Annotated in this window: 22 protein-coding genes and 1 tRNA gene; 9 read left to right on the top strand and 14 right to left on the bottom strand. The window is 61.5% G+C overall.

The window, feature by feature from the left end; translation table 11 throughout:
* Nucleotides 1-81: 81 nt before the first annotated feature.
* The 4 genes from GVL52_RS11235 to GVL52_RS11250 form a co-directional block, all read right to left on the bottom strand.
* A complete protein-coding gene (locus GVL52_RS11235) occupies nucleotides 82-708 on the bottom strand; it encodes a nucleoside triphosphate hydrolase (RefSeq protein ID WP_160006997.1) in 627 nt (208 codons plus the stop codon).
* Entirely contained in the window at nucleotides 705-1,487 is a 783-nt protein-coding gene (locus GVL52_RS11240; protein WP_160006999.1) for an ATP-binding cassette domain-containing protein, read from the bottom strand. Before GVL52_RS11240 ends, GVL52_RS11235 begins: the two co-directional genes overlap by 4 nt.
* A gap of 2 nt (nucleotides 1,488-1,489) precedes the next feature.
* Nucleotides 1,490-2,554, bottom strand: coding sequence for an ABC transporter permease (locus tag GVL52_RS11245; RefSeq protein WP_160007001.1), 1,065 nt, complete (start codon nucleotides 2,552-2,554; stop codon nucleotides 1,490-1,492).
* 169 nt (nucleotides 2,555-2,723) lie between these two features.
* Nucleotides 2,724-3,749, bottom strand: a complete 1,026-nt coding sequence (locus GVL52_RS11250) for a sugar ABC transporter substrate-binding protein (protein WP_160007003.1) — start codon at nucleotides 3,747-3,749, stop codon at nucleotides 2,724-2,726.
* Nucleotides 3,750-3,984: 235 nt separating this feature from the next.
* On the opposite strand from GVL52_RS11250, the gene GVL52_RS11255 reads away from it, so the two are divergent.
* On the top strand, nucleotides 3,985-5,232 hold the full coding sequence (locus GVL52_RS11255) for an ROK family transcriptional regulator (protein WP_160007005.1): 1,248 nt from the start codon (nucleotides 3,985-3,987) through the stop codon (nucleotides 5,230-5,232).
* Nucleotides 5,216-5,692 (top strand): RbsD/FucU family protein, encoded by a 477-nt coding sequence (locus GVL52_RS11260; protein WP_160007007.1) that lies wholly within the window; start codon nucleotides 5,216-5,218, stop codon nucleotides 5,690-5,692. Before GVL52_RS11255 ends, GVL52_RS11260 begins: the two co-directional genes overlap by 17 nt.
* 12 nt (nucleotides 5,693-5,704) lie before the next feature.
* Here GVL52_RS11260 and GVL52_RS11265 read toward each other — a convergent pair whose 3' ends face one another.
* Both GVL52_RS11265 and GVL52_RS11270 read right to left on the bottom strand, forming a co-directional pair.
* Nucleotides 5,705-6,742, bottom strand: a complete 1,038-nt coding sequence (locus tag GVL52_RS11265; protein WP_160007009.1) for a 4-hydroxyproline epimerase — start codon at nucleotides 6,740-6,742, stop codon at nucleotides 5,705-5,707.
* 71 nt (nucleotides 6,743-6,813) lie between these two features.
* Entirely contained in the window at nucleotides 6,814-8,061 is a 1,248-nt protein-coding gene (locus tag GVL52_RS11270) for an FAD-binding oxidoreductase (RefSeq protein WP_160007414.1), read from the bottom strand.
* A 194-nt stretch (nucleotides 8,062-8,255) separates the two neighbouring features.
* Between GVL52_RS11270 and GVL52_RS11275 the strand changes: the two genes are divergently transcribed.
* Nucleotides 8,256-8,639 (top strand): hypothetical protein, encoded by a 384-nt coding sequence (locus tag GVL52_RS11275; protein WP_160007010.1) that lies wholly within the window; start codon nucleotides 8,256-8,258, stop codon nucleotides 8,637-8,639.
* 465 nt (nucleotides 8,640-9,104) lie between these two features.
* Here GVL52_RS11275 and GVL52_RS11280 read toward each other — a convergent pair whose 3' ends face one another.
* From GVL52_RS11280 to GVL52_RS11300, 5 genes are all read right to left on the bottom strand, one after another.
* Nucleotides 9,105-9,470, bottom strand: a complete 366-nt coding sequence (locus tag GVL52_RS11280) for a surface protein (RefSeq protein WP_160007011.1) — start codon at nucleotides 9,468-9,470, stop codon at nucleotides 9,105-9,107.
* Between the two features lie 121 nt (nucleotides 9,471-9,591).
* A complete protein-coding gene (locus GVL52_RS11285) occupies nucleotides 9,592-9,918 on the bottom strand; it encodes a hypothetical protein (RefSeq protein ID WP_160007012.1) in 327 nt (108 codons plus the stop codon).
* A 198-nt stretch (nucleotides 9,919-10,116) separates the two neighbouring features.
* Nucleotides 10,117-10,193, bottom strand: a tRNA-Arg gene (locus GVL52_RS11290).
* Nucleotides 10,194-10,315: 122 nt separating this feature from the next.
* Entirely contained in the window at nucleotides 10,316-11,830 is a 1,515-nt protein-coding gene (locus tag GVL52_RS11295; RefSeq protein WP_160007013.1) for an ATP-binding protein, read from the bottom strand.
* A gap of 160 nt (nucleotides 11,831-11,990) precedes the next feature.
* Entirely contained in the window at nucleotides 11,991-13,991 is a 2,001-nt protein-coding gene (locus GVL52_RS11300; protein WP_200847806.1) for a methyl-accepting chemotaxis protein, read from the bottom strand.
* A 448-nt stretch (nucleotides 13,992-14,439) separates the two neighbouring features.
* On the opposite strand from GVL52_RS11300, the gene rpmH reads away from it, so the two are divergent.
* Genes rpmH through yihA form a run of 5 tightly spaced genes read left to right on the top strand, consistent with a single transcriptional unit; the run spans nucleotide 14,440 to nucleotide 17,595 of the window.
* Nucleotides 14,440-14,574 (top strand): 50S ribosomal protein L34, encoded by a 135-nt coding sequence (gene rpmH / locus GVL52_RS11305; RefSeq protein WP_112429442.1) that lies wholly within the window; start codon nucleotides 14,440-14,442, stop codon nucleotides 14,572-14,574.
* A gap of 19 nt (nucleotides 14,575-14,593) precedes the next feature.
* Entirely contained in the window at nucleotides 14,594-14,995 is a 402-nt protein-coding gene (gene rnpA / locus GVL52_RS11310) for a ribonuclease P protein component (RefSeq protein WP_148185162.1), read from the top strand.
* The gene (gene yidC / locus GVL52_RS11315) at nucleotides 14,995-16,782 is read left to right on the top strand and encodes a membrane protein insertase YidC (protein ID WP_160007014.1); all 1,788 of its coding nucleotides are present in this window, start codon (nucleotides 14,995-14,997) and stop codon (nucleotides 16,780-16,782) included. The genes rnpA and yidC overlap by 1 nt, the downstream gene beginning before the upstream one ends.
* Nucleotides 16,779-16,949, top strand: coding sequence for a hypothetical protein (locus tag GVL52_RS30385; RefSeq protein ID WP_200847807.1), 171 nt, complete (start codon nucleotides 16,779-16,781; stop codon nucleotides 16,947-16,949). Before yidC ends, GVL52_RS30385 begins: the two co-directional genes overlap by 4 nt.
* A complete protein-coding gene (gene yihA / locus GVL52_RS11325; protein WP_160007015.1) occupies nucleotides 16,939-17,595 on the top strand; it encodes a ribosome biogenesis GTP-binding protein YihA/YsxC in 657 nt (218 codons plus the stop codon). Before GVL52_RS30385 ends, yihA begins: the two co-directional genes overlap by 11 nt.
* A gap of 69 nt (nucleotides 17,596-17,664) precedes the next feature.
* Here yihA and GVL52_RS11330 read toward each other — a convergent pair whose 3' ends face one another.
* The 3 genes from GVL52_RS11330 to GVL52_RS11340 all read right to left on the bottom strand — a co-directional run bounded on the left by GVL52_RS11330 (nucleotide 17,665) and on the right by GVL52_RS11340 (nucleotide 19,591).
* Nucleotides 17,665-18,222, bottom strand: coding sequence for a fasciclin domain-containing protein (locus GVL52_RS11330; RefSeq protein WP_148185159.1), 558 nt, complete (start codon nucleotides 18,220-18,222; stop codon nucleotides 17,665-17,667).
* Between the two features lie 107 nt (nucleotides 18,223-18,329).
* Nucleotides 18,330-19,055 carry an anti-sigma factor gene (locus GVL52_RS11335; protein WP_160007016.1) on the bottom strand — a complete coding sequence of 242 codons (726 nt, stop codon included), beginning with the start codon at nucleotides 19,053-19,055 and terminating at the stop codon, nucleotides 18,330-18,332.
* Nucleotides 19,052-19,591 carry a sigma-70 family RNA polymerase sigma factor gene (locus tag GVL52_RS11340; RefSeq protein WP_160007017.1) on the bottom strand — a complete coding sequence of 180 codons (540 nt, stop codon included), beginning with the start codon at nucleotides 19,589-19,591 and terminating at the stop codon, nucleotides 19,052-19,054. The genes GVL52_RS11335 and GVL52_RS11340 overlap by 4 nt, the downstream gene beginning before the upstream one ends.
* A 162-nt stretch (nucleotides 19,592-19,753) precedes the next feature.
* On the opposite strand from GVL52_RS11340, the gene argB reads away from it, so the two are divergent.
* Nucleotides 19,754-20,641, top strand: coding sequence for an acetylglutamate kinase (gene argB / locus GVL52_RS11345; protein ID WP_160007018.1), 888 nt, complete (start codon nucleotides 19,754-19,756; stop codon nucleotides 20,639-20,641).
* Nucleotides 20,642-20,672: the final 31 nt, after the last annotated feature.

A 20,672-nucleotide genomic window follows, 5' to 3' on the forward strand; every position in this document is an offset into this window, starting at 1 on the left:
GTGGGCTCAGCCTTGGGGATTATCATTCAAGCACCTGAGATGGCAAACAGTTTGCCGGTCAAATTTCACCGGGAAGCACGCTCAGGCGATCTCAAGCGTCACATCGGCAGGACGCCGATTGCCGAGGATCAGGCGGCCGTTCGGCAGGTCGTTCTCGTAGACCTTCTTGGCCGCGTCTTCTTCGCTCAGCTTGTATCCGCGCCAGCGTTCCCACAAGCGCTCCTCGAGCACTTCGATCGGTGGTGCCAGCATGATCGAATAATCGAACACGCCTTCGAGTTCGGCCCACTTGCCGAGGCTGAACAGCAGATAGTTGCCTTCGACGATGATGAAGCGGTGGTCGGGCGTGATGGCGCGAGCCGACGCGATCGCCAGTTCGCGTGAGCGGTCGAAGACCGGCACCAACACCTCCTGGTCGGCCGGGCGGACGGCGCGGATGATGTCGAGGAAGCCGCGGACGTCAAAACTCTCGGGTACGCCCTTGCGGGCGAGAAGGCCGCGTTCGATGAGGACGGCATTGTCCATATGGAAGCCGTCCATCGGCAGCACTGCTGCGGTTTCGCCGCGGGCGCGCAATGCGTCGGCGATGTGGTCGGCCATGGTGGATTTGCCGGCGCCGGGCGGGCCGGCAATGGCGATCAGGAAACGCTTACCGTCGCCGGCGCGGGCAATGGCCTCGCCGGCGATATCTTCGATCGACTTCGTCATGCGGCGACCGGCTCCGTGGGAACTGCCTTGGCGCCGGTCATGAAGGCGACGGCGTCCGACATGGTGTATTCCTTCGGATTGATCACCGTCAAGCGACGGCCGAGCCGGTGGATATGGATGCGGTCGGCGACTTCGAAGACGTGCGGCATGTTGTGCGAGATCAAAACGATCGGGATGCCGCGCGAGCGCACGTCGAGGATCAGTTCCAGCACCTTGCGGCTTTCCTTGACGCCCAATGCTGCCGTCGGCTCATCGAGGATGATGACCTTCGAGCCGAAGGCAGCGGCACGCGCCACAGCCACGCCCTGGCGCTGGCCGCCGGAGAGCGTTTCCACCGCCTGGTTGATGTTCTGGATGGTCATCAGACCAAGCTCGGAGAGTTTTGTCCGCGCCCGGTTTTCCATGGCCGGGCGATCGAGCATGCGGAAGACGCTGCCGAGAACGCCGGGCTTGCGGATCTCGCGGCCGAGGAACATGTTGTCGGCGATCGACAGCGCTGGCGACAGAGCCAGGTTCTGGTAGACGGTCTCGATGCCGGCGTCGCGGGCTTCCATGGGAGACTTGAACTGGATCTGCTTGCCTTCCAGCCGGATCTCGCCCTCATCAGGAATGACGGCACCGGAGATCGCCTTGATCAGCGACGACTTGCCGGCGCCGTTGTCGCCGATGACGGCGAGGATCTCGCCGGGGTATAGGTCGAAATCGGCATTGTCGAGGGCGGTGACGCGGCCGTAGCGTTTGACCAGACCGCGTGCGTAGAGGATGGGTTCGCTTGCCATGATTACACCGATACCTTTCTGATCCACTGGTCGATCGCGACTGCGGCAATGATGAGGACGCCCGTCAGCAGCACCTTCCACTGCGGATCGGCGCCGAGCATGTTGAGGCCCATCGACACGACGCCGACGATCATGGCGCCGAACAGGGTGCCGAGGATGGAGCCGCGGCCGCCGAACAGCGAGATGCCGCCGATCACGGTCGCGGTGATGGCCTGCAGATTGTAGTCGGTGACGGCAGAGGACGGCGAAATCGAACCGTTGCGGCCGATCGACACCCAGGCGGCGAAGGCGGCGATGACGCCGGAGATCGCGTAGACGGTGAGCAGCACCTTCTTGGTCTGGATGCCGGAGAGCTTGGCCGCTTCGGCATCGTCGCCGACGGCATAGACGTGACGGCCCCAGGCAGTGTGATTGAGGACATACCAGAGCACCAGGACCAGGAGAACCATGGCGATGACACCGAGCGTCAGCACGGCTGTGCCGGCCTTGAAGCTGATGGCGAAGAGGTGCAGCAGGGGTGCCTGCGCATCGACATCGGTATCGCGGATCGTCTCATTGGCGGAATAGATGAAGTTCGTCGCCATGACGATGTTCCAGGTGCCGAGCGTGACGATGAAGGGCGGCAATCGCATGTAGGCAATGAGGAAACCGTTGAGCAGGCCACAGAGGCCACCGGCGACCATACCGGCAAGCACCGCGATCGGGGCCGGAATGCCGTAGGTGACGGCACAGTTGCCCATGATGACGGCCGAGATGACCATGATGACGCCGATCGACAGATCGATGCCGGCGGTCAGGATCACCAGCGTCTGCGCGGCGCCGAGAATGCCGACGATGGCGATCTGCTGCAGGATGAGCGTCAGCGTGTAGGACGAGAAGAACCGCCCGCCGATCGCCAGACCGAAGATCACGATCGACAGCACCAGCACGATCAACGGCACGGCGGCCGGCGTCGAGTGCAGGAAGTGCTGGGCGCGCTTCAGAAGTGAGACATCCTGGGTGTCGAAGGAGGCGACGCTCTTGTCGCTGCCGTCGAGGACCCGTTCGAATTCCTGTGATCCGGTCATTGTTCCTCCTCCGCTTTCGCGCCGAACCGCGCGCGGAAAGCCAGCGCCCATGTGGCTCCGGTCTTCATATGCCGGTTTCTGGGGCAGCAGCTGATGGTCGTTGGGAACGCGGCCGGGGAGGAGTTCCCCGGCCGCCATTTACCTTGGCTTGGCAGCTAGTTGTCGAGGCTTAGCCCCAGCACTTGGCCGTGCCTTCCTTGACGTCGATCGACTTGACGCCGGAGACGGGCTTGTCGGTGACCAGCGAAACGCCGGTGTCGAAGAAGGACTTGCCTTCGGTCGGCTTCGGCTTCTCGCCGCCATCAGCGAACTTCTTGATCGCTTCGACGCCGAGGGCCGCCATCATCAGCGGATACTGCTGCGAGGTGGCACCGATGACGCCATCGGCAACCGACTTGACGCCCGGGCAACCGCCGTCAACCGAGACGATCAGCACGTTCTTTTCCATGCCGACAGCCTTCAGCGCCTGGTAGGCACCGACAGCGGCCGGTTCGTTGATCGTGTGGATGACGTTGATGCCTGGGTCCTTCTGGAGAAGGTTTTCCATGGCCTTGCGGCCGCCTTCTTCATTGCCGTTGGTGACGTCGTGGCCGACGATGCGGGCATCATCCTCGTCGCCGATCTTGTTCGGGTCCTTGGGGTCGATACCGAAGCCCATCATGAAGCCCTGGTCGCGCAAAACGTCGACGGATGGCTGCGACGGGGTCAGATCGAGGAAGCCGACCTTGGCGTCCTTGGCCTTGTCGCCCATGGTTTCCTTGGCCCACTGGCCGATCAGCTTGCCGGCAAGCAGGTTGTCGGTGGCAAACGTCGCATCGGCAGAATCGGCCGGCTCCAGCGGGGTGTCGAGCGCGATGACCAGGAGGCCGGCATCACGAGCCTTCTTGACCGCAGGAACGATGCCCTTGGTGTCGGATGCAGCAATCAGGATGCCCTTGGCGCCATCGGCAATGCAGCTTTCGATCGCGGCAACCTGGCTTTCGCTATCACCATCGATCTTGCCGGCGTAGGACTTCAGCGTGACGCCGAGTTCCTTGGCCTTGGCCGTCGCACCTTCCTTCATCTTGACGAAGAAGGGGTTGGTGTCGGTCTTGGTGATGAGGCAGGCGGACACGTCCGCGGCCTTTGCAGGCGCCGAGAAGGCGACGCCGAGAGCAAGCGCGGCGAGCGCTGCGGAAAGAACTGATTTCTTCATATACTCCTCCCAGAGTGTAGCCGATCCGCCCCATGGCTAGACCGGAATTGACGAGCACGAACACCGTCTTCAAAGTTCGCCGATGGCTTCCCCCAAGCCGTTTCGTGCTGTTCACAGCGCTAATTAAGAGGGAAAGAAATTCGCTTGTCAATAAATAAATCCAATTGAATTATTAATTCGATGTGGCATGCTCCAGGAAAATAGCGCATAGGCCGATCAATGGGAGGAGTGGCCAATGTCGTCCATGAGAGGTCCGGTTCATACGCCGGCCCAGCTGCCGAACGTCAGTCCGGCAGGCGGCGCGAACCAGGTTCGGGTGCGCGCCTATAACGAGCGACTGGTGCTGTCGCTGGTGCGTCTTCATGGCGCCCAGTCGAAGGCGGATGTTGCGCGCCGTACCGGTCTTTCGGCGCAAACGGTCTCGGTGATCATGCGGGTTCTGGAGAAGGAAGGGCTGCTGTCGCGCGGCGAGCCCGTTCGCGGCCGTGTCGGCCAGCCGTCGATCCCGATGCGGCTCAATCCGGATGCCGTCTATTCGTTCGGGGTGAAGATGGGCCGGCGCAGCGCCGATCTGGTGCTGATGGATTTCGTCGGCAAGATCCGCATGCAACTGCATGTGACTTACGCCTATCCGCTACCCGAAGAGTTTCTCGATTTCATCGTGTCCGGCATCAAGGAGCTGGAAAGCCGGCTCACCGCCGAAGAGCGCGGACGGATCGCCGGGCTTGGCATCGCCGCACCGTTCGAACTCTGGAACTGGGAAGAGGAAGTGGGCTCGCCGAAGGGCGCCATGGACGTGTGGCGGGACTTCGACCTGCATGCGGAAGTCGCCGCCAGCGTCCCCTACCCCGTCTATCTGCAGAACGACGCGACCAGCGCCTGTGGCGCGGAGCTTGTCTTCGGCGTCGGCCCGTCGCATCCCGATTTCGTTTATTTCTTCATCGGCTCGTTCATCGGCGGCGGCATCGTGCTGAACTCGGCGATCTTTTCCGGGCGGACCGGAACGGCCGGCGCCATCGGCCCGCTGCCGGTGCGTGGCAAGAATGGCGAGACGCTGCAGCTGCTCGAGGTGGCATCGATCTTCGTGCTCGAAAACATGCTGCGCGAACGCGGCATCGACCCCGAGCCGCTATGGTATTCCGCCGACGACTGGATCGATTTCGGCGAGCCGCTGGAGATTTGGATCCAGGATACGGCAAAGGCGCTGGCGCAGGCAATCGTCGCCGCCGCCTCGATCATCGACTTCAGCGCAGCCGTGATCGATGGCGGTTTTCCCGGCTGGGTGCGCGAGCGGATCGTCCAGGCGACGATTTTCGAGGCCGACAATCTCGACCTGCAGGGCGTCGTCATGCCCGACATCATGGAGGGTGCGGTCGGCGCCCATGCGCGCGCCATCGGCGGCGCCAGCCTGCCGATCTTTGCCCGCTACCTCACAGACCAGAACGTACTCTTCAAGGAGGTCGAGAATGCTGAAGGGACTTAATCCGCTGCTGAGCCCGGAGCTGCTGTCGACGCTGCGGGCCATGGGTCACGGCGACGAGATCGCCATCGTCGATGGCAATTATCCCGGCCTCGAGGATGCCCGGCGGCTGATCCGGCTTGATGGCCACGGCGTCATCGCGGTTCTCGATGCGGTGCTGAGCGTGTTGCCGATCGATGATTTCGTGCAGGATGCGATCTTCCGCTCGACCGTCAAGGCCGAGCGCGACAAGCTCGATCCTGTCCACGAGGAGATGATCGATTGCTGCGCCCGGCATGAGCCGCACCGGCAGGTGGTGCCGCTCATCGGCCACGACTTCTATAGCAGGGTGCGCGCCGCACACGCGCTGATCCAGACCAGCGAGCCGCGGCTTTATGCCAACATCATCCTGCGCAAGGGGGTGATCCACCCCGAGAAGAGAAGCGACCACGGCAAGGCCGCGATCGATCCGTTCACCTACTGAGGCGCCGGAGCGTCAGATCTCGCCGGCCAGCGGCCCCCAGACATCGGTGAGCGCAAAGCCGCCCGGATGCGGATCGAACGGATCGAGCGCCACCTGCGACAGGCCGAAGGTGAAGCCGCGGCCTGTTATCGTCGGGATGACGGCGGGGCGACCGGCAACGGTCGTTTCGGCCAGAAGGCCGACTTCGAATTCCGAACCGATGATCGAGCGCGATTTGAAGACATCGCCGACCCTGGCCTTGCCGCGCGCATGCAGCGCCGCGAGATTTGCGGAGCTGCCGGTGCCGCAGGGCGAACGATCCGCCCGACCCGGCCACATGGTGGTGCAGGTGCGCACGGTGCCATCGGCTTCGAGATCGCGGAACATCACGTAGGCAACGCCCGAGATCGCCGCGATCTCCGGATGCACCACCTCAATGCTGCGATTGACCTGTTCCTTGAGCACCATGCCGGCCTGAACAAGGGCTGCGGCGTTGGATTTCTCGATCCTCAAGCCGATCTGGCCGACATCGACGAGCGCGTAGAAGACGCCGCCATAGCAGATGTCTGCCTTGATCCTTCCCCATTGCTGCGTGTCGATCTCGACATCCAGCTCGTGCACGAAGGACGGCACCATGGTGAGCTTGACCTTCTCGCAGCGCCCGTCGCGGCACGTCGCCGTCGCCTTGACGAGGCCGGCCGCGGTTTCGAGCGTGACGATGGTTTCCGGCTCCTGCATCTCGACGATACCGGATTCGAGCAGGGCCGTGGTGACGCAGATCGAGTTCGAGCCTGAGCTTGCATGCGCCTGATCGGGCTGCAGGATGATGAAGGCGGCGTCGGCGTCCGGGTGCTTGGCCGGCAGCAGCAGATTGACGGAGCCGATCGGCGCTCCCCGGGGCTCCAGGCACAGGAAGCGGCGAAGCTCGTGGCCCTTCGGATCGGTGTTCAGCCAATGCAGCTGTTCCGCAACCGTGTTGCCCGGGATCTTCGGAACGCCGCCGATGGCGACTTTTCCGATTTCACCCTCGGCGTGAACATCCAGAAGCTGGATCGTGCGCTTCCATCTCATCTGATTCTCCACTCATCGGTATCGCGCGATACGAGGACCATTGCTCCTGCGTATCCGGAGGCTGTTGTCTGCTAGTAGCGGTCGATCCGGAACGGTGCCATCTCGACGCTTGGCTTGCGCCCTGTGACCATGTCGGCGACCAGCTGCGCTGTCGTGGCCGAATAGGTCAGGCCGAGGTGGCCGTGACCGGTCGCGTACCAGACGCCGGGCATTTTCGAAGATGGCGAGATGATCGGGATCGTGTCGGGAAGCGACGGACGATGGCCCATCCATTCCGTGGCTTCCTCAACCTTCAAGCCCGGCACAGCGCGCTGTGCGTGGCGGACGAGCACCCGGGCCCGGCGGAAATCGGGCGCTGCATCAAGGCCTGCAAGCTCGACATTGCCGCCGACGCGGATACCGCCTGCTGTGGGCGTGATCATGAAGGCGCGGTGCGGCCAGATGACCGAATGGCGCATCGAGACGCCGGGGCGCATGATCTGCGTGTGATAGCCGCGCTCGGTTTCAAGCGGGATCGGCTCGCCGAGCTTTTCGGCAAGGAAGCGGGTGTGGACGCCGGCGGCAAGCACGACGGAGCCGACAGTGATGCGCTCGCCGTTTTCGAGCAGAACGACGGAGCTGCCGTCACCGGTCTTTTCGACGTTGCGGACAGCGCCCGAGACAAAGGTCGCACCGAGTGCGCGGGCGGCATCGGCGAGCTTGACGACCAGCTGATAGGGATCGCGGATCGTCTTGTTGTCGGGCAGCAGCACCGCCTTGGCGATCGATGGCGACAGCGCCGGCTCGATGGCCTGAATGTCGCCGCCGCTCAGGACATCGAAATCGAGGCCGTAGCGGCGCATGAAATCGATATGGCCGCGATCGCCTGCGAATTCGGCTTCGGTCTCGTAGATCGCCAGGCAACCCTCATCGCTCATCAGCTCAGGCGCGCCGATGACGCCAAGCATGGCGCGGACATCTGCGAGCGCCTGATTGGAGAGGCTCATCCCCGCATCCTCGATGGCGCGAAGGCGCGCCGGACGGCCAGCGGCGATGAAGCGCAGGAACCAGGGAGCCACCTTCAGCGCATAGGCGGGGCGCAGCCAGACGGGGCCTTCCGGATCGAGCAGCCAGCGGGGGATCTTGCGCCAGGTGCTGGGGCCGGAACCGGCGGCGAAATCGAGCGCGATGCTGGCCAAATTACCGTAGGAGGTGCCGCGTCCGGGCTCTCCCTTGTCGATCATCGTGACCTGCAGACCGCGGCGCTGCAATTCCAGCGCAATTGCCGCACCGATGACGCCTGAACCGACAACCGCGACCGTCTTCTTCTCATCCATTATGCCACCACTCATCACGGTGGAGGGCCCAGCCACCGGCTACCATGTGATATATCAGAATATGTGCCATTTCCATCTGAATTTTCGCTCCCCCTCTCCCTGCCCGGCGATGGGAATCGCAACAGACCCGACCGTGAAACTTTCTGACAGCTGCCGACGTTTATCGCAACGGAGTTTGCAACATAGGACTATGAGCCATGAAGGTCTTGCCCGGCGTTTTGCTTTCGATCACCCTGCTCTCGCCGTCCCTCGCAAGTGCCGGCGCGCTTGCAGAAGATGCGATACGCCGCGACATCATCGGCAGGACCATCTACCTCGCCACCCCGCTCGGCGGCGAATTGCCGCTCAACTACCACACGTCAGGCATCGTCGATGGCAACGGCCAGGCAATCGGCCTCGGAAAATTCTTCAAGCCTGATGACGAGGGCAAATGGTGGATCGAGGCAAACCGGCTCTGCCAGAAATTCAACACCTGGTACGACGGTGCGCCAATGTGTTTCGCGCTTGAAGCCGCCGGCCCGGGCAAGGTCAAATGGACGCGCGACAACGGCGAGACCGGCGTGGCGCGGATTGGCGACTGAGGATTTGACGGGTGCTTAAATGGAAAAGAGCCCGGCGCGGGAGGAGGTGCGCCAGGCTCTTGATCCTGACTGACAACTGGGAGGAGGAGTGCTGTCAGTCCGATGAAGGAGCGCTGGGAGGAGGAGTGCGCTGCCTTCGAGGGGATAGATAGCCCATCGTTTCGATCAGGAATAGGGAGAATACCGCAAGGCAGCGATGCGCGTAACGCAAAGCTGGGCAATTGGTTCCCGTTGTTTCGTCTTATTTTGCAGAAATTTTACTCAAAAGGCTGAAAGATTGCGCAAATAGATCGCGCATGCGCTGTAAATTACGGTGACTGTCCGGTTTCTGCGGTGCCTCGACGCAGTTGGTAGCTTTGCGAATCGCGCTGCGTCTTTAGCCGCAGTGACGCCATTGCTGCAGGTGAGCCACCTGCTGGCCACACAGGAGGCGGCCGGATGCCGCCTCCTGTGTGAACAATTCGATCAGAAGCCGTTGTTGCAGGGCATCGAGCCGTCGCCGTTGGTGCCGCCGAATGTGCTCTGGCAATAGGTTTGCCGCTGCATCGGCCGAACCGGGTTGCTGGTGATCGAGCCTGTCGTGCCGGGATCGACACCAAAGGCGGCATCCGGATACCAGTAGCCGTCGGAATGGCGGCGTGTCCCTGGCCGCTCTGTGCGAGAACCGTGGTAGCCGTGCCAGTAGCCGACGGGAGCCTTTACCTGCGCAACCTGGACGACCGAAGTCCCGGGAAGCGGTGGCTGAACGGCCGCGGCGGCCGGTCCGACGATCGAGAGCGCCAGGATAGCGCCGACGGAGATAGAGGATAGGATGGAACGGGAGATTTTCATGATAAACCCTCCTTCAGGATTCACATGAAGAAAATGCCGGTCTGGCTTGCAAAGTTCCACGCCCACACGCGGGCTCCAACAGTCGTGATCGCAGGCGATTGCGCGTGATCTCGGGCGGCGTCTACTGGTCGTAAACGGCGCGATAGCCCTGGCTGGAAATGCAGGCGACATATTGCCGGCGGGCCGCCGCCCTCGCCTGCGCTTCCTCGTTGGCAGGGTCTACCGCATAGCGCGACATCTGCGCTCGCGCCTGGTACTGCCTGCGCGCCTCGTCATACATGGAATTTCCATCGGCAACGCAGATGTTGTGTGCAATGCCGGGTGGGTTCAGCGGCGGATCCAGCGTGTTGACGGGAAACAGCATCGGTCCATTGGCATGATCGACGCAGCCGGCAAGCGCCATAACCGACGCCCCAAACGCCATTACCCGAACGATATTCCTCAACATCACGTCTCTCCGGCCCCACGCCACGGCATTACCTGCCCAAAGGGCATCTCGACACGACAATCGCGTGGTAACATTGCGCCAGGCTAACGTTGCGGCCAGCTTGCGACGATGGAGAAGGATTTGGCGGATCATCAGGTGACAGCAACGCATGCTGTAGACGTCACCGTAATACCACTGTCATAAGCCTATGGAAAAGAATGGCGCACCCGAAGAGATTCGAACTCCTGACCCCCAGATTCGTAGTCTGGTGCTCTATCCAGCTGAGCTACGGGTGCGTCTGCTGCGGTGTGTTCCGCTTGCGTGAGCGGTTCTCTAAAGGGTCATCTGAATGAATGCAATAGGCTTTGTGAAAAAAGTGGTGAGTTTCGTCTCTCTTCATTGAGATACGGAAATCGCTTCACTTTTCGTGCTGGCTGCGACCGCGGTAATCGTCCAGCGAAACCGGGCGATCCGGGATTTCGATGCGGAACTGGGTGCCGATCGATGGTTTTTCGACAAGCGCGATGGTACCGCCATGGGCCAGCACCAACTCGCGGGCGATCGCCAGACCCAGCCCTGTACCGCCGGAGCGGGCCGAGCCGCGGAAGGCGGCGAAGAGGTTCTGTCGTGCCTTTTGCGGCATGCCGGGGCCGGTATCATCGACGGTGATGCTGACAACACTGCCGATGCGATGGGCGGACACTGTGATGCGCCGCACCTTGTCGGGGACGTTGCTTGCGGTGAGTGCCTGCAGGGCGTTGCGGCAGAGATTGTGGATCACCCGGAAGAGCTGTTCGTTGTCGGCATCGACTTCGAGACCGGGGCCGATCTGCTCAACGAACTCGACCTCGCTTTGCGGATCGATCGCCAGCATGTCCCTGACGTCCTCGATCAGCGTGGTCACCAACACCAGCCGGCGGCGGGGCGCGGATTCGCTGGCCTGGCCATAGGAAAGCACTTCGGTGGTATAGCCGACGGCGCGGTCGATGGTGCGCAGCAGCTTCGGCGCGAAGCGCTTCACCATCGGGTCGTCGATATCGACCAGGCGGTCGGACATCAGCTGCGCGGAGGCGAGGATATTGCGCATGTCGTGATTGATCTTGGAGACGGCCAAACCGAGTGCTGCGAGGTTTCGCTGCTGCTTCAGGGTCTTCTGCAGCTCAAGCTGCATCGCCGTCAGGTGGCGGCCGGCAATCGCCAGTTCGTCGCGCCCGCCGTCGCCGACGAAAATATGCTGCGGATTTTCGGGATCGGCGGAGAACTGCTGCATGTTGCCGGTCAGCTTGCGGATCGGCTTGATCAGGATGCGGTTGATGGCGAAGAAAACGAGCGTGGCCGTGAAGAGCGATATCAGGATCGACAGCAAGAAGACGTTGCGCGAGTAGATCAGCATCGCATTGCGCAGATGCTTGTCCTTCATTACCACTTCCACGCCGGTGCTGGTGTCCTGCACCGGTCCGTAGACCCGGATCATCCGGTCGCCGCCGAAGATCAACGTATCGAGCGCGTCGCGCATCGCGGTCAACGCCGGTACATCGGTGAGGTCGTATTGGTTATCGACCGAGGTCGGCATGTCCCAGGTGGCAAGCAGCCGGGAGGTTCCGTCCTTGCGGAGCACGATCGCCTTGGTTCCCGTTGCCTCCAGCGTCTGTTTCTGCAGGTCACGCGGGAGCTCGACCGGCTGCAGGCCATCGATGGCAATGGCGGCGGCGGCGGCGGCATTCAGCCGCTCGTCCAGCCAGCGAAGCCGCATCGAGGCAACCGACGGAAAGAAGATCAGCACTTCGGCCAGCATGATGCAGATAACGGTGAGCCACAACAGCTTGCCGGATATGCCGCCGAACATGCCGGCGGGCCGGCATGCGGAGCGACCGGCGTCGGGCACCGTCGTGATTTCGTCGGGAACAGTATGGCCTTGATCGGGGGCTGGCATCGCTTCTCGTCCAATCGGCGCAAGGCGCCACGGATATGAGCTCTATATTAGACGAAATCGCGCCGCGTTCAAATCTTTGCGAGCAAGATGGTGTACGCGTCAAAAACGAGCGCCGCCCGAAGGCGGCGCTGTCATATAGTATATAGTGATGCCGACCGGATCAGAATTCTTCCCAGCTCTGGCTGGCAACCGCGGCATTGCTGTTGAAGGCGCGGGCAACATTTCCCATGGCGCGGCGGGCGGGCGAGGCGACCGGGCGGTGGTCCTCTTGGCGGGCGACGGCCACCGGTGCTGCCGACAGGCCATTCGACACCTTGAAGCGCGAGATCAGGCGCACCAGGCTATCGGCCTCGGAGGACAGCTTGTGCGTAGCAGCCGAGGTCTCCTCGACCATGGCGGCGTTCTGCTGTGTCACCTGGTCCATCTGATTGACGGCCGTGTTGACTTCCTTGAGGCCTGTCGACTGTTCCTTGGCGGCAGTGGCGATCGAGTGGATGTGGTCGTTGATGGCGTTGACGCGGCTTTCGATCTGCGAAAGCGCAGTACCGGTTTCCTGCACCAGCTTGACGCCGACCTGCACTTCGCTGCCCGACTTGGTGATCAGGCCCTTGATATCCTTGGCGGCCTTGGCGGAACGCTGCGCCAGCTCGCGGACTTCCTGGGCGACAACGGCAAAGCCCTTGCCGGCTTCACCGGCGCGCGCGGCCTCGACACCGGCATTCAGCGCCAGCAGGTTGGTCTGGAAAGCGATCTCATCGATGACGTTGATGATCTGGCTGATTTCGCGCGATGCCTGCTCGATGCGACCCATGGCATCGACAGCGCTGCGGACGACAACACCTGATTTACCGGCATCATCCTTGGCCTCGGAGACCATGACGCTGGCTTCCTGGGCGCGTTCCGTCGAATTGTTGACGACGGCGGTGATCTCGTCGAGGGCAGCCGAGGTCTGCTCCAGCGCCGCAGCCTGCTGCTCGGTGCGCTTGGAGAGGTCGTCGCTGGCCGAGCGCAGTTCGTTGGTGTTGCCGTGGAAGCCTTCGGCCGTTTCGCGCACTTCGCGCATGGTCGATTGCAGCGTGGCGAATGTGCTGTTGACGTTCTGCTGCAATTCGGCGAAGGCGCCCTGGAAATTGCCGCGCATGGTCTGCGTCAGATCGCCTTCCGACAGGCTGGCGATGACGCGGCGGGTTTCGCCGACGCCGCCATCGACGCTCGACAACAACTGGTTGATGTTGCCGGCGAACTGATTGAGATTCTCGTCGCCGTAATCCTTGTCGATGCGGCGGGCGAAATCACCGGCAGCAGCGGCCGCCACGACGACCGACATGCTCGACTGCAGATCATCGCTCTTGGCGCGCATGGCGGCTTCCTGCGCATTCATGCGACGGACAGCCAGACCATTTTCCTTGAACACGGAAACGGCAGCGGCCATCTCGCCGATTTCGTCATTGCGGCCAGCAAAGGGGACATCGGCGTCGAAATTGCCATCGGCAACATTCTTGATGGCTTCCGTAACCTTCTTGATCGGGCGGGAGAGGTGAATGGTGCCGATATAAAGACCCATGCCGATGCCGACGGCGATGCCGAGACCGGTGATGCCGAGGACCAGCCACAGGACCGATGCACGGAAGCTTTCGATCTCCTGGTTGACCGCGTCCAGCGTTGCCTTGTCGGTGGCGACGATCGCATCGATCTCAGCCTGGAAGGCCTTGCGGTTGGCGCGGTTGGCGTCGTTGTTGCCCTGATCATTGGCGGCCTTCGGATCGACGGCAGTGCCGAGGCGCGCGGTTTCAGCGCGGAAGGTGCGGAACTCGGCGGCGCGCGCCTTCAGCTTATTGAATGATTCCATCTGGCTTGCGGGAACCAGCGGTGTCCAGGAGGCGATGGTTGCATCGATCTGGTCGAGATTGGCAAGAAGCCCCTTGGCAAAACCTGCGGCATCCTTCGTGGTCGGGGCACCATAGATGCCGCGCGCTTCCATGACGGTTGCGGTGACGAACCGGTTCAGGCGTTCGCCGGAGTAGGCGCGGTCTGCAGCATCCTCGTAAGCGGTTAGATTCACGTTGTAACGCTGTACGGCCCACAGAGCAGTTGCACCGATAACCAGCGCAACGCCACACATTGCCGACACGAGTATATTAATCTTGCCACGAATTTTCAAAGGACCCCCCAACAAACACAGGATGCCGAGCAACGTAGATCTTCGGCTTGTAATTTAAATTGGACTAAAACAATTAACGTTCAATTTCGGATGTATCGACCGGGGAGTATAAAAAATTACCTGTGATAGGTCGTTGCTGCGGATAATTTTGCGCGAGTGACTTTCAATGCCTGGAAACACGCGCGTTTCAGTTGCAGAATTAAAACAAAGTGGGCGCGTCGAAAATATTGGCCACTCGGCACAATCATTAACAGCAATTGCTAATTTTCGTAGCTATGTCGCGCGTAGCGTGGATTTATCGCGCGATAATTGACTTTCGCGACCTTCATCCGTATAAGCCGCCGCACGTCCGGTCATATAAGGCTTTTGAAGCCGCGCCCGTTCGAAAAACAACGCTCCTTGCTTTATGCAAATTCAAGAAGGCCCGCACTCCGCGGTGTTAAAATAAATGAAGCGTACCTACCAACCATCTAAGCTTGTTCGCAAGCGCCGTCACGGTTTCCGTGCACGTATGGCTACCAAGGGCGGCCGCAAGGTCATCGTTGCTCGCCGCAGCCGTGGCCGCAATCGTCTTTCGGCTTAAGCCGGGATTGCCCGATCAGATGGCGGGCGAATTGACGACCAAAGAACCCAAAATGACTGCCGGGCGGCTGAAAATCCGCCCGCAGTTTCTTGCTGTTCGCAATGGCGAAAAACGCAGGGGCGGCTTCTTCCTTCTCGAGGTACTCGACAGGAAAGAACCCGATACCGAAGCCCGCGTCGGCTTCACCGTCACCAAGAAACATGGCAACTCGGTCGAAAGAAACCGTATGCGTCGGCGCCTTAAAGAGGCGGTGCGACTGCATGCAGGGTTTGCAATGCAGCCCGGACACGACTATGTGGTTGTCGCGCGAAGGGACGTGCTTCAAGCATCCTTCAAAGAGTTAGCCGCTGAGCTTACCGCTCGCGTCCAGACGAAGCCGAAACACAAGCGGTCCGGAGACGGCCGCCCCAGGAACGTATGATGCAAAATAACCGCAACTACTTCATTGCGATCGCCCTCTCCGTGCTGATCGTTCTCGGGTGGCAATTCCTTTACATGAACCCGCGCATCGAAGCTCAGCGCAAGGCCGAGCTTGCCCAGAAGGCACAGCAGACGACCCAGCAGACGCAGACACCTGCGGCCGCGGGCGTGCAGACCAACGGGGCTGCTCCGACAGGCCAGGCGGCGGCCACCACGTCGCTCGCCGATGCACTTGCCAAGAACCCGCGCGTGACAATCGACACCGCAGCGCTTGCCGGCTCGATCAACCTTGTCGGCGGCCGCCTCGACGACCTGAAGCTCAAGGGCTACCACGAGACGGTCGACGACTCGAGCCCGATCATTACCCTGTTCAGCCCGTCCGAAACCAAGGACGGCTATTATGCCGAACTCGGCTATATCGGCGACGCGGCCACCGGCAGCGTGCCTGGCCCATCGACGGTGTGGACGGCCCCGGAAGGTGCGACGCTGACCGAGAAGACACCGGTTACGCTGACATACACCAACGACAAGGGCATCACCTTTGCCCGCACGATCTCGGTTGACGAACATTACATGTTCACCGTCACCGACAAGATCACCAATGCCGGCCAGGCACCGGCTGCGCTGTCTTCCTACGGCCGCGTCACCCGCTACAACAAGCCGGCTGTCGCTTCGACCTACGTGCTGCATGAGGGCTTCATCGGCGTGATCGGCGAAGACGGCCTGATCGAAAGCAAGTATGCCGCTGTCGAGAAGGAAGCCGTTACGCCGGCAACGGCCACCGGCGGCTGGCTCGGGATCACCGACAAGTACTGGGCGGCAACGATCATTCCCCCGCAGACGACCCCCTATGATGCACGCTTCAGCCACTTCACCGATGGCCAGCCGCGCTTCCAGGCCGACTACAAGCAGAACGCCGTCAGCGTTGCGCCCGGCCAGTCTGTCGAGCTGAAGAGCCTGGTGTTTGCCGGTGCCAAGGAAGTTCCGGTCATCGACGGTTACGAGAAGACCTATTCGATCCCGCGCTTCGACCGCCTGATCGACTGGGGCTGGTTCTACTTCCTGACGAAGCCGATGTTCAAGCTGATGGACTTCTTCTTCCGCTACTTCGGCAATTTCGGCGTCGCCATCCTGATGACCACCATCGTCGTCAAGGCACTGTTCTTCCCGCTCGCCAGCAAGCAGTACGCTTCGATGGCGAACATGAAGCGGATGCAGCCGAAGATGGAGGAGCTGAAGGCCAAGTTCGGCGACGACCGGATGGCGCTGCAGCAGGCAACGATGCAGCTCTACAAGGAAGAGAAGATCAACCCGATCGCCGGTTGCTGGCCGATCGCGCTGCAGATCCCGATCTTCTTCTCGCTCTACAAGGTGATCTACATCACCATCGAGATGCGCCACGCGCCGTTCTTCGGCTGGATTCAGGACCTTTCGGCGCCCGATCCGACCTCGTTCGTCAACCTCTTCGGCCTGTTGCCCTTCACGGCACCGACCCTGCTGCATCTCGGCGTCTGGCCGCTGATCATGGGTGTCACGATGTTCCTGCAGATGCGCATGAACCCGACGCCACCGGATCCGACACAGGCGATGATCTTCAACTGGATGCCGCTGGTGTTCACCTTCATGCTGGCAAGCTTCCCGGCCGGTCTGGTCATCTACTGGGCGTGGAACAACACGCTCTCGGTGATCCAGCAGGCAGTGATCATGCGTCGCCATGGTGTGAAGGTCGAGCTGTTCAGCAATCTCAAGGGCCTGTTCAAACGAAAACCTGCCCCGACAGACAAGTGATCGAAAGCCCCGCTTCGGCGGGGCTTTTCTTTTCCCGGCCCTCTATCGCCGATCCGCATGCGTTCTTCGCGGCGTGGTGGGACTGGCCGGTTGACAAAATCACCCGAAACCTGAATGCCATAGGCTCAATGGATTTGGACGCGCTGGAAAAGACGAATGACCAATAAAAATGACATGCCGCTCTTTGCGCGTACGTGGATCTTCATCCGCGGCGTACCGTCGCTGAAATTCCTGCCGCCGGAAGGGCCGCTGGAAGTGGCTTTCGCCGGGCGCTCGAATGTCGGCAAGTCGTCGCTGATCAACGCGCTGGTTGGCCAGAACGGGCTCGCCCGCACATCGAACACGCCGGGCCGCACCCAGGAACTGAACTACTTCGTGCCCGAGGGCTATTCCGGCGAGGCCAACGATCTGCCGCCGATGGCGCTGGTCGACATGCCGGGCTACGGCTATGCCAAGGCGCCAAAGGAAAATGTCGATGCCTGGACCAAGCTGGTGTTCGATTATCTGCGCGGCCGCGCGACGCTGAAGCGCGTCTATGTGCTGATCGACAGCCGCCACGGCATCAAGAAGAACGATGACGATGTGCTCGACCTGCTCGACAAGGCGGCCGTGTCCTACCAGATCGTTTTGACCAAGACCGACAAGATCAAGCCGCCTGCAGTCGTCAAGCTGCTGGCCGATACGGCGGAGAAGATCAAGAAGCGGCCGGCCGCCTATCCCGGCATCATCGCCACCTCTTCGGAGAAGAGCGACGGGCTGAACGATCTGCGCGAGGCGATCGCGCTGACGGTCGGCGCCACCAACTGGAAATAATGCACCTTATATAAAAAGAGGCGCCCCAGGGTGGATGAGGGCGCCTCCAAAACTGCCGTGACGGGTAAATTACATCTTCGGCAGCAGAACCTTGTCGATGACGTGGATGACGCCGTTGGACTGCTTCACGTCAGCGATCGTGACATGCGCGACACCGCCGCTTTCGTCGGTCAGCGTGATCTTGCCCATGCTTTCCTTGGCCTTCAGCACGCAGCCGCCGACAGTCTTGATGTCGTGCTCGCCGCCATCATCCTTGATCATCTTGGCAACGGTCTTTGCCATCGCGTCAGCCGCGACGACATGGCAGGTCAGGATCTTGGTCAGCTTGGCCTTGTTCTCCGGCTTGAGCAGCGTATCGACGGTGCCGGCCGGCAGCGCCGCGAAGGCTTCGTTGGTCGGCGCGAAGACGGTGAACGGGCCTTTGCCCTCGAGCGTCGAGACGAGGCCGGCTGCCTTGACGGCTGCAACGAGCGTGGTGTGATCCTTCGAGTTGACGGCGTTCTCGATGATGTTCTTCGTCGGATACATCGCAGCGCCGCCGACCATTGGATTCTTGGCCTGCGCAGCGAAAGCGATTGCGGAAACAGCGGTTGCAAGCGCGATGGTGCGCAGTGCGGACTTGATCATGATTGTTTCTCCTCATCCGTCCACTCGCGTGTCGCTGGCTGAATGCCTGAGCGTTGCTGGGACATGAGGATCTACGGAGGTTCCGCAGAAATAGTTTCAGATAAAAATCAGGGTCTGTGCGCCGCGCCGCTGGCAACGACCGGACCTGTCGGTGCGCCGGTGGGCGAGCCGCCGAAAGGCTCGAGGCTGACCGCAAAGGTGGTGCCGTCGCCGATGCTCGAGCGCATCTCGACCGGGATCACCAGCTCGCCATCACCACCCTTGCCAGCCGCAAAGACGCCGAGCGACTTCGGCGTGCCGTCTCCGGGGATCATCCAGAGCTCCAGCGACTTCTCTTCCGGCTTGCCTGCGGCAACCGGGATGATCCGCATCCGTCCTGTCTGCGCTTCATAAGAGGCGAGCAGATTGACCTGGCTTGCCGGCGCCGACAATTCGGCGACCAGCGGCGCGCCGGGCTTGGGCGGCGCGACGGTGGCGAATGTCAGGGCCAGCGATGCGGCCGTGACAATCAGCGAGGCGGCCGTGAAGGACCGCCAGAAGGTGACGGAGTTCCACAGGCCGGCGCTTTGCGGGCCTGCTTTCTGCGCTGTGCCGAACAGACGTGCCTCGACCTGCTTGAAGGTTTCCTGGCTGGGGGTGACCACGTCGTAATCGTCATTGAAGGTCGAGAGGTTTGCCTCCCATCGGCTGACGATGGCGGCAAAGGGGCGGTCGACCCGCATGCGGTCCTCGACGACCCGCCGATCCTTGAAGGAGAGAACGCCGAGCACGTACTCGCCTGCGAGCACTTCATCCCGGGAGCGGCCCCCCTTGCTTTGATCGGACGATGTCATCGTTCCATGCACTCTCTCAGCTTCAATAGGCTGCGTCGCAGCCATGTGCGCATCGTGTTCAAGGGCACTCCGAATTGTTCGGCGAGTTCCTGGTAGCTCAGTCCCTCGACATAAGCCCGTCTCACTGCCACCGCGCGATCAGCTTCCAACTGTTCCATGCAGCTGTCAATCCGCCTTCCTTCATCCCGGATCACAGTCTGCTCTTCCGGATTGAGTTCGCCATCGGCAAGATCGTATGCACTGTCCAGTTCGTCGGCCACAGGCTTGCGACTTCGCAACGTGTCGATGGCCTGGTTGCGCGCAATCGCCGCAAGCCAGGACGACGGTGTCCCTGCCGTGACCGCAAAGGCCGCAGCGCGCTGCCAGATCTTGATGTAGATCTCCTGCAGCGCTTCCTCGGCCTCTGTCCGGTCTTTCAAGATACGCAGGCAGATGGCAAAAAGTTTCGGGCCTGTCTCGCGATAAAGGACCGCAAAGGCCTTGCGATCGCGCATTGCAACCCGGCCGATCAGTCCTGCGATTTCCTCGCTCGTCATGCGGCGCCTCTTCCCTATGCGATTTCCTAAGTAAGGGTGTTCTGCAGCACTTGGCAAGTCGCGGCAGTGCAGGCAAATAGCGCAAACTAATGCGGCGCCGATTATTCCATCTGTCAAAAACTTGGGATAAAAGGCCGCAATCCAATTCCCGCGGGGTATCCGATGACCGAGACCGAAAGCGAACTTCAGGCACGGCTGCTGGCGAAGGCCCTGCCCTTCATGCAGCGTTACGAGAACAAGACGATCGTCGTGAAATATGGCGGCCATGCGATGGGCAATCCCGAGCTCGGCAAGGCGTTTGCCAGCGATATCGCTTTGCTGAAGCAATCCGGCGTCAACCCGATCGTCGTCCACGGCGGCGGTCCGCAGATCGGCGCGATGCTGAACAAGATGGGGATCGAATCGAAGTTCGAAGGGGGCTTGCGCGTCACCGACGCCAAGACCGTCGAGATCGTCGAAATGGTTCTCGCCGGCTCGATCAACAAGGAAATCGTCGCGCTGATCAACCAGACGGGCGAATGGGCGATCGGCCTTTGCGGCAAGGACGGCAACATGGTCTTCGCCGAAAAGGCCCGCAAGACCATCAAGGACCCGGATTCCAACATCGAGCGCGTGCTCGATCTCGGTTTCGTCGGTGAGGTCGTCGAAGTCGACCGGACGCTGATCGACCTTCTGGCCCGCTCCGAGATGATCCCTGTCATCGCGCCCGTGGCCCCCGGCCGCGACGGCGCCACCTACAACATCAATGCCGACACCTTTGCCGGTGCGATTGCCGGTGCGCTCAACGCGACCCGGCTGCTGTTCCTCACCGACGTTCCCGGCGTGCTCGACAAGCAGGGCAACCTGATCAAGGAACTGTCGGTCTCGCAGGCACACCAGCTGATCGCCGATGGCACGATTTCGGGCGGCATGATCCCGAAGGTCGAGACCTGCATCGATGCGATCAAGGCCGGCGTCCAGGGCGTCGTCATCCTGAACGGCAAGACCGCGCATTCCGTGCTGCTCGAAATCTTCACCGAACACGGCGCTGGAACGCTGATCATTCCCTGATCCTTGCTTCACGCAACGCCCGGCGGAAACC

The organism is Rhizobium sp. 18055, from assembly GCF_902706285.1.
Classification (GTDB): Bacteria; Pseudomonadota; Alphaproteobacteria; order Rhizobiales; family Rhizobiaceae; genus Rhizobium.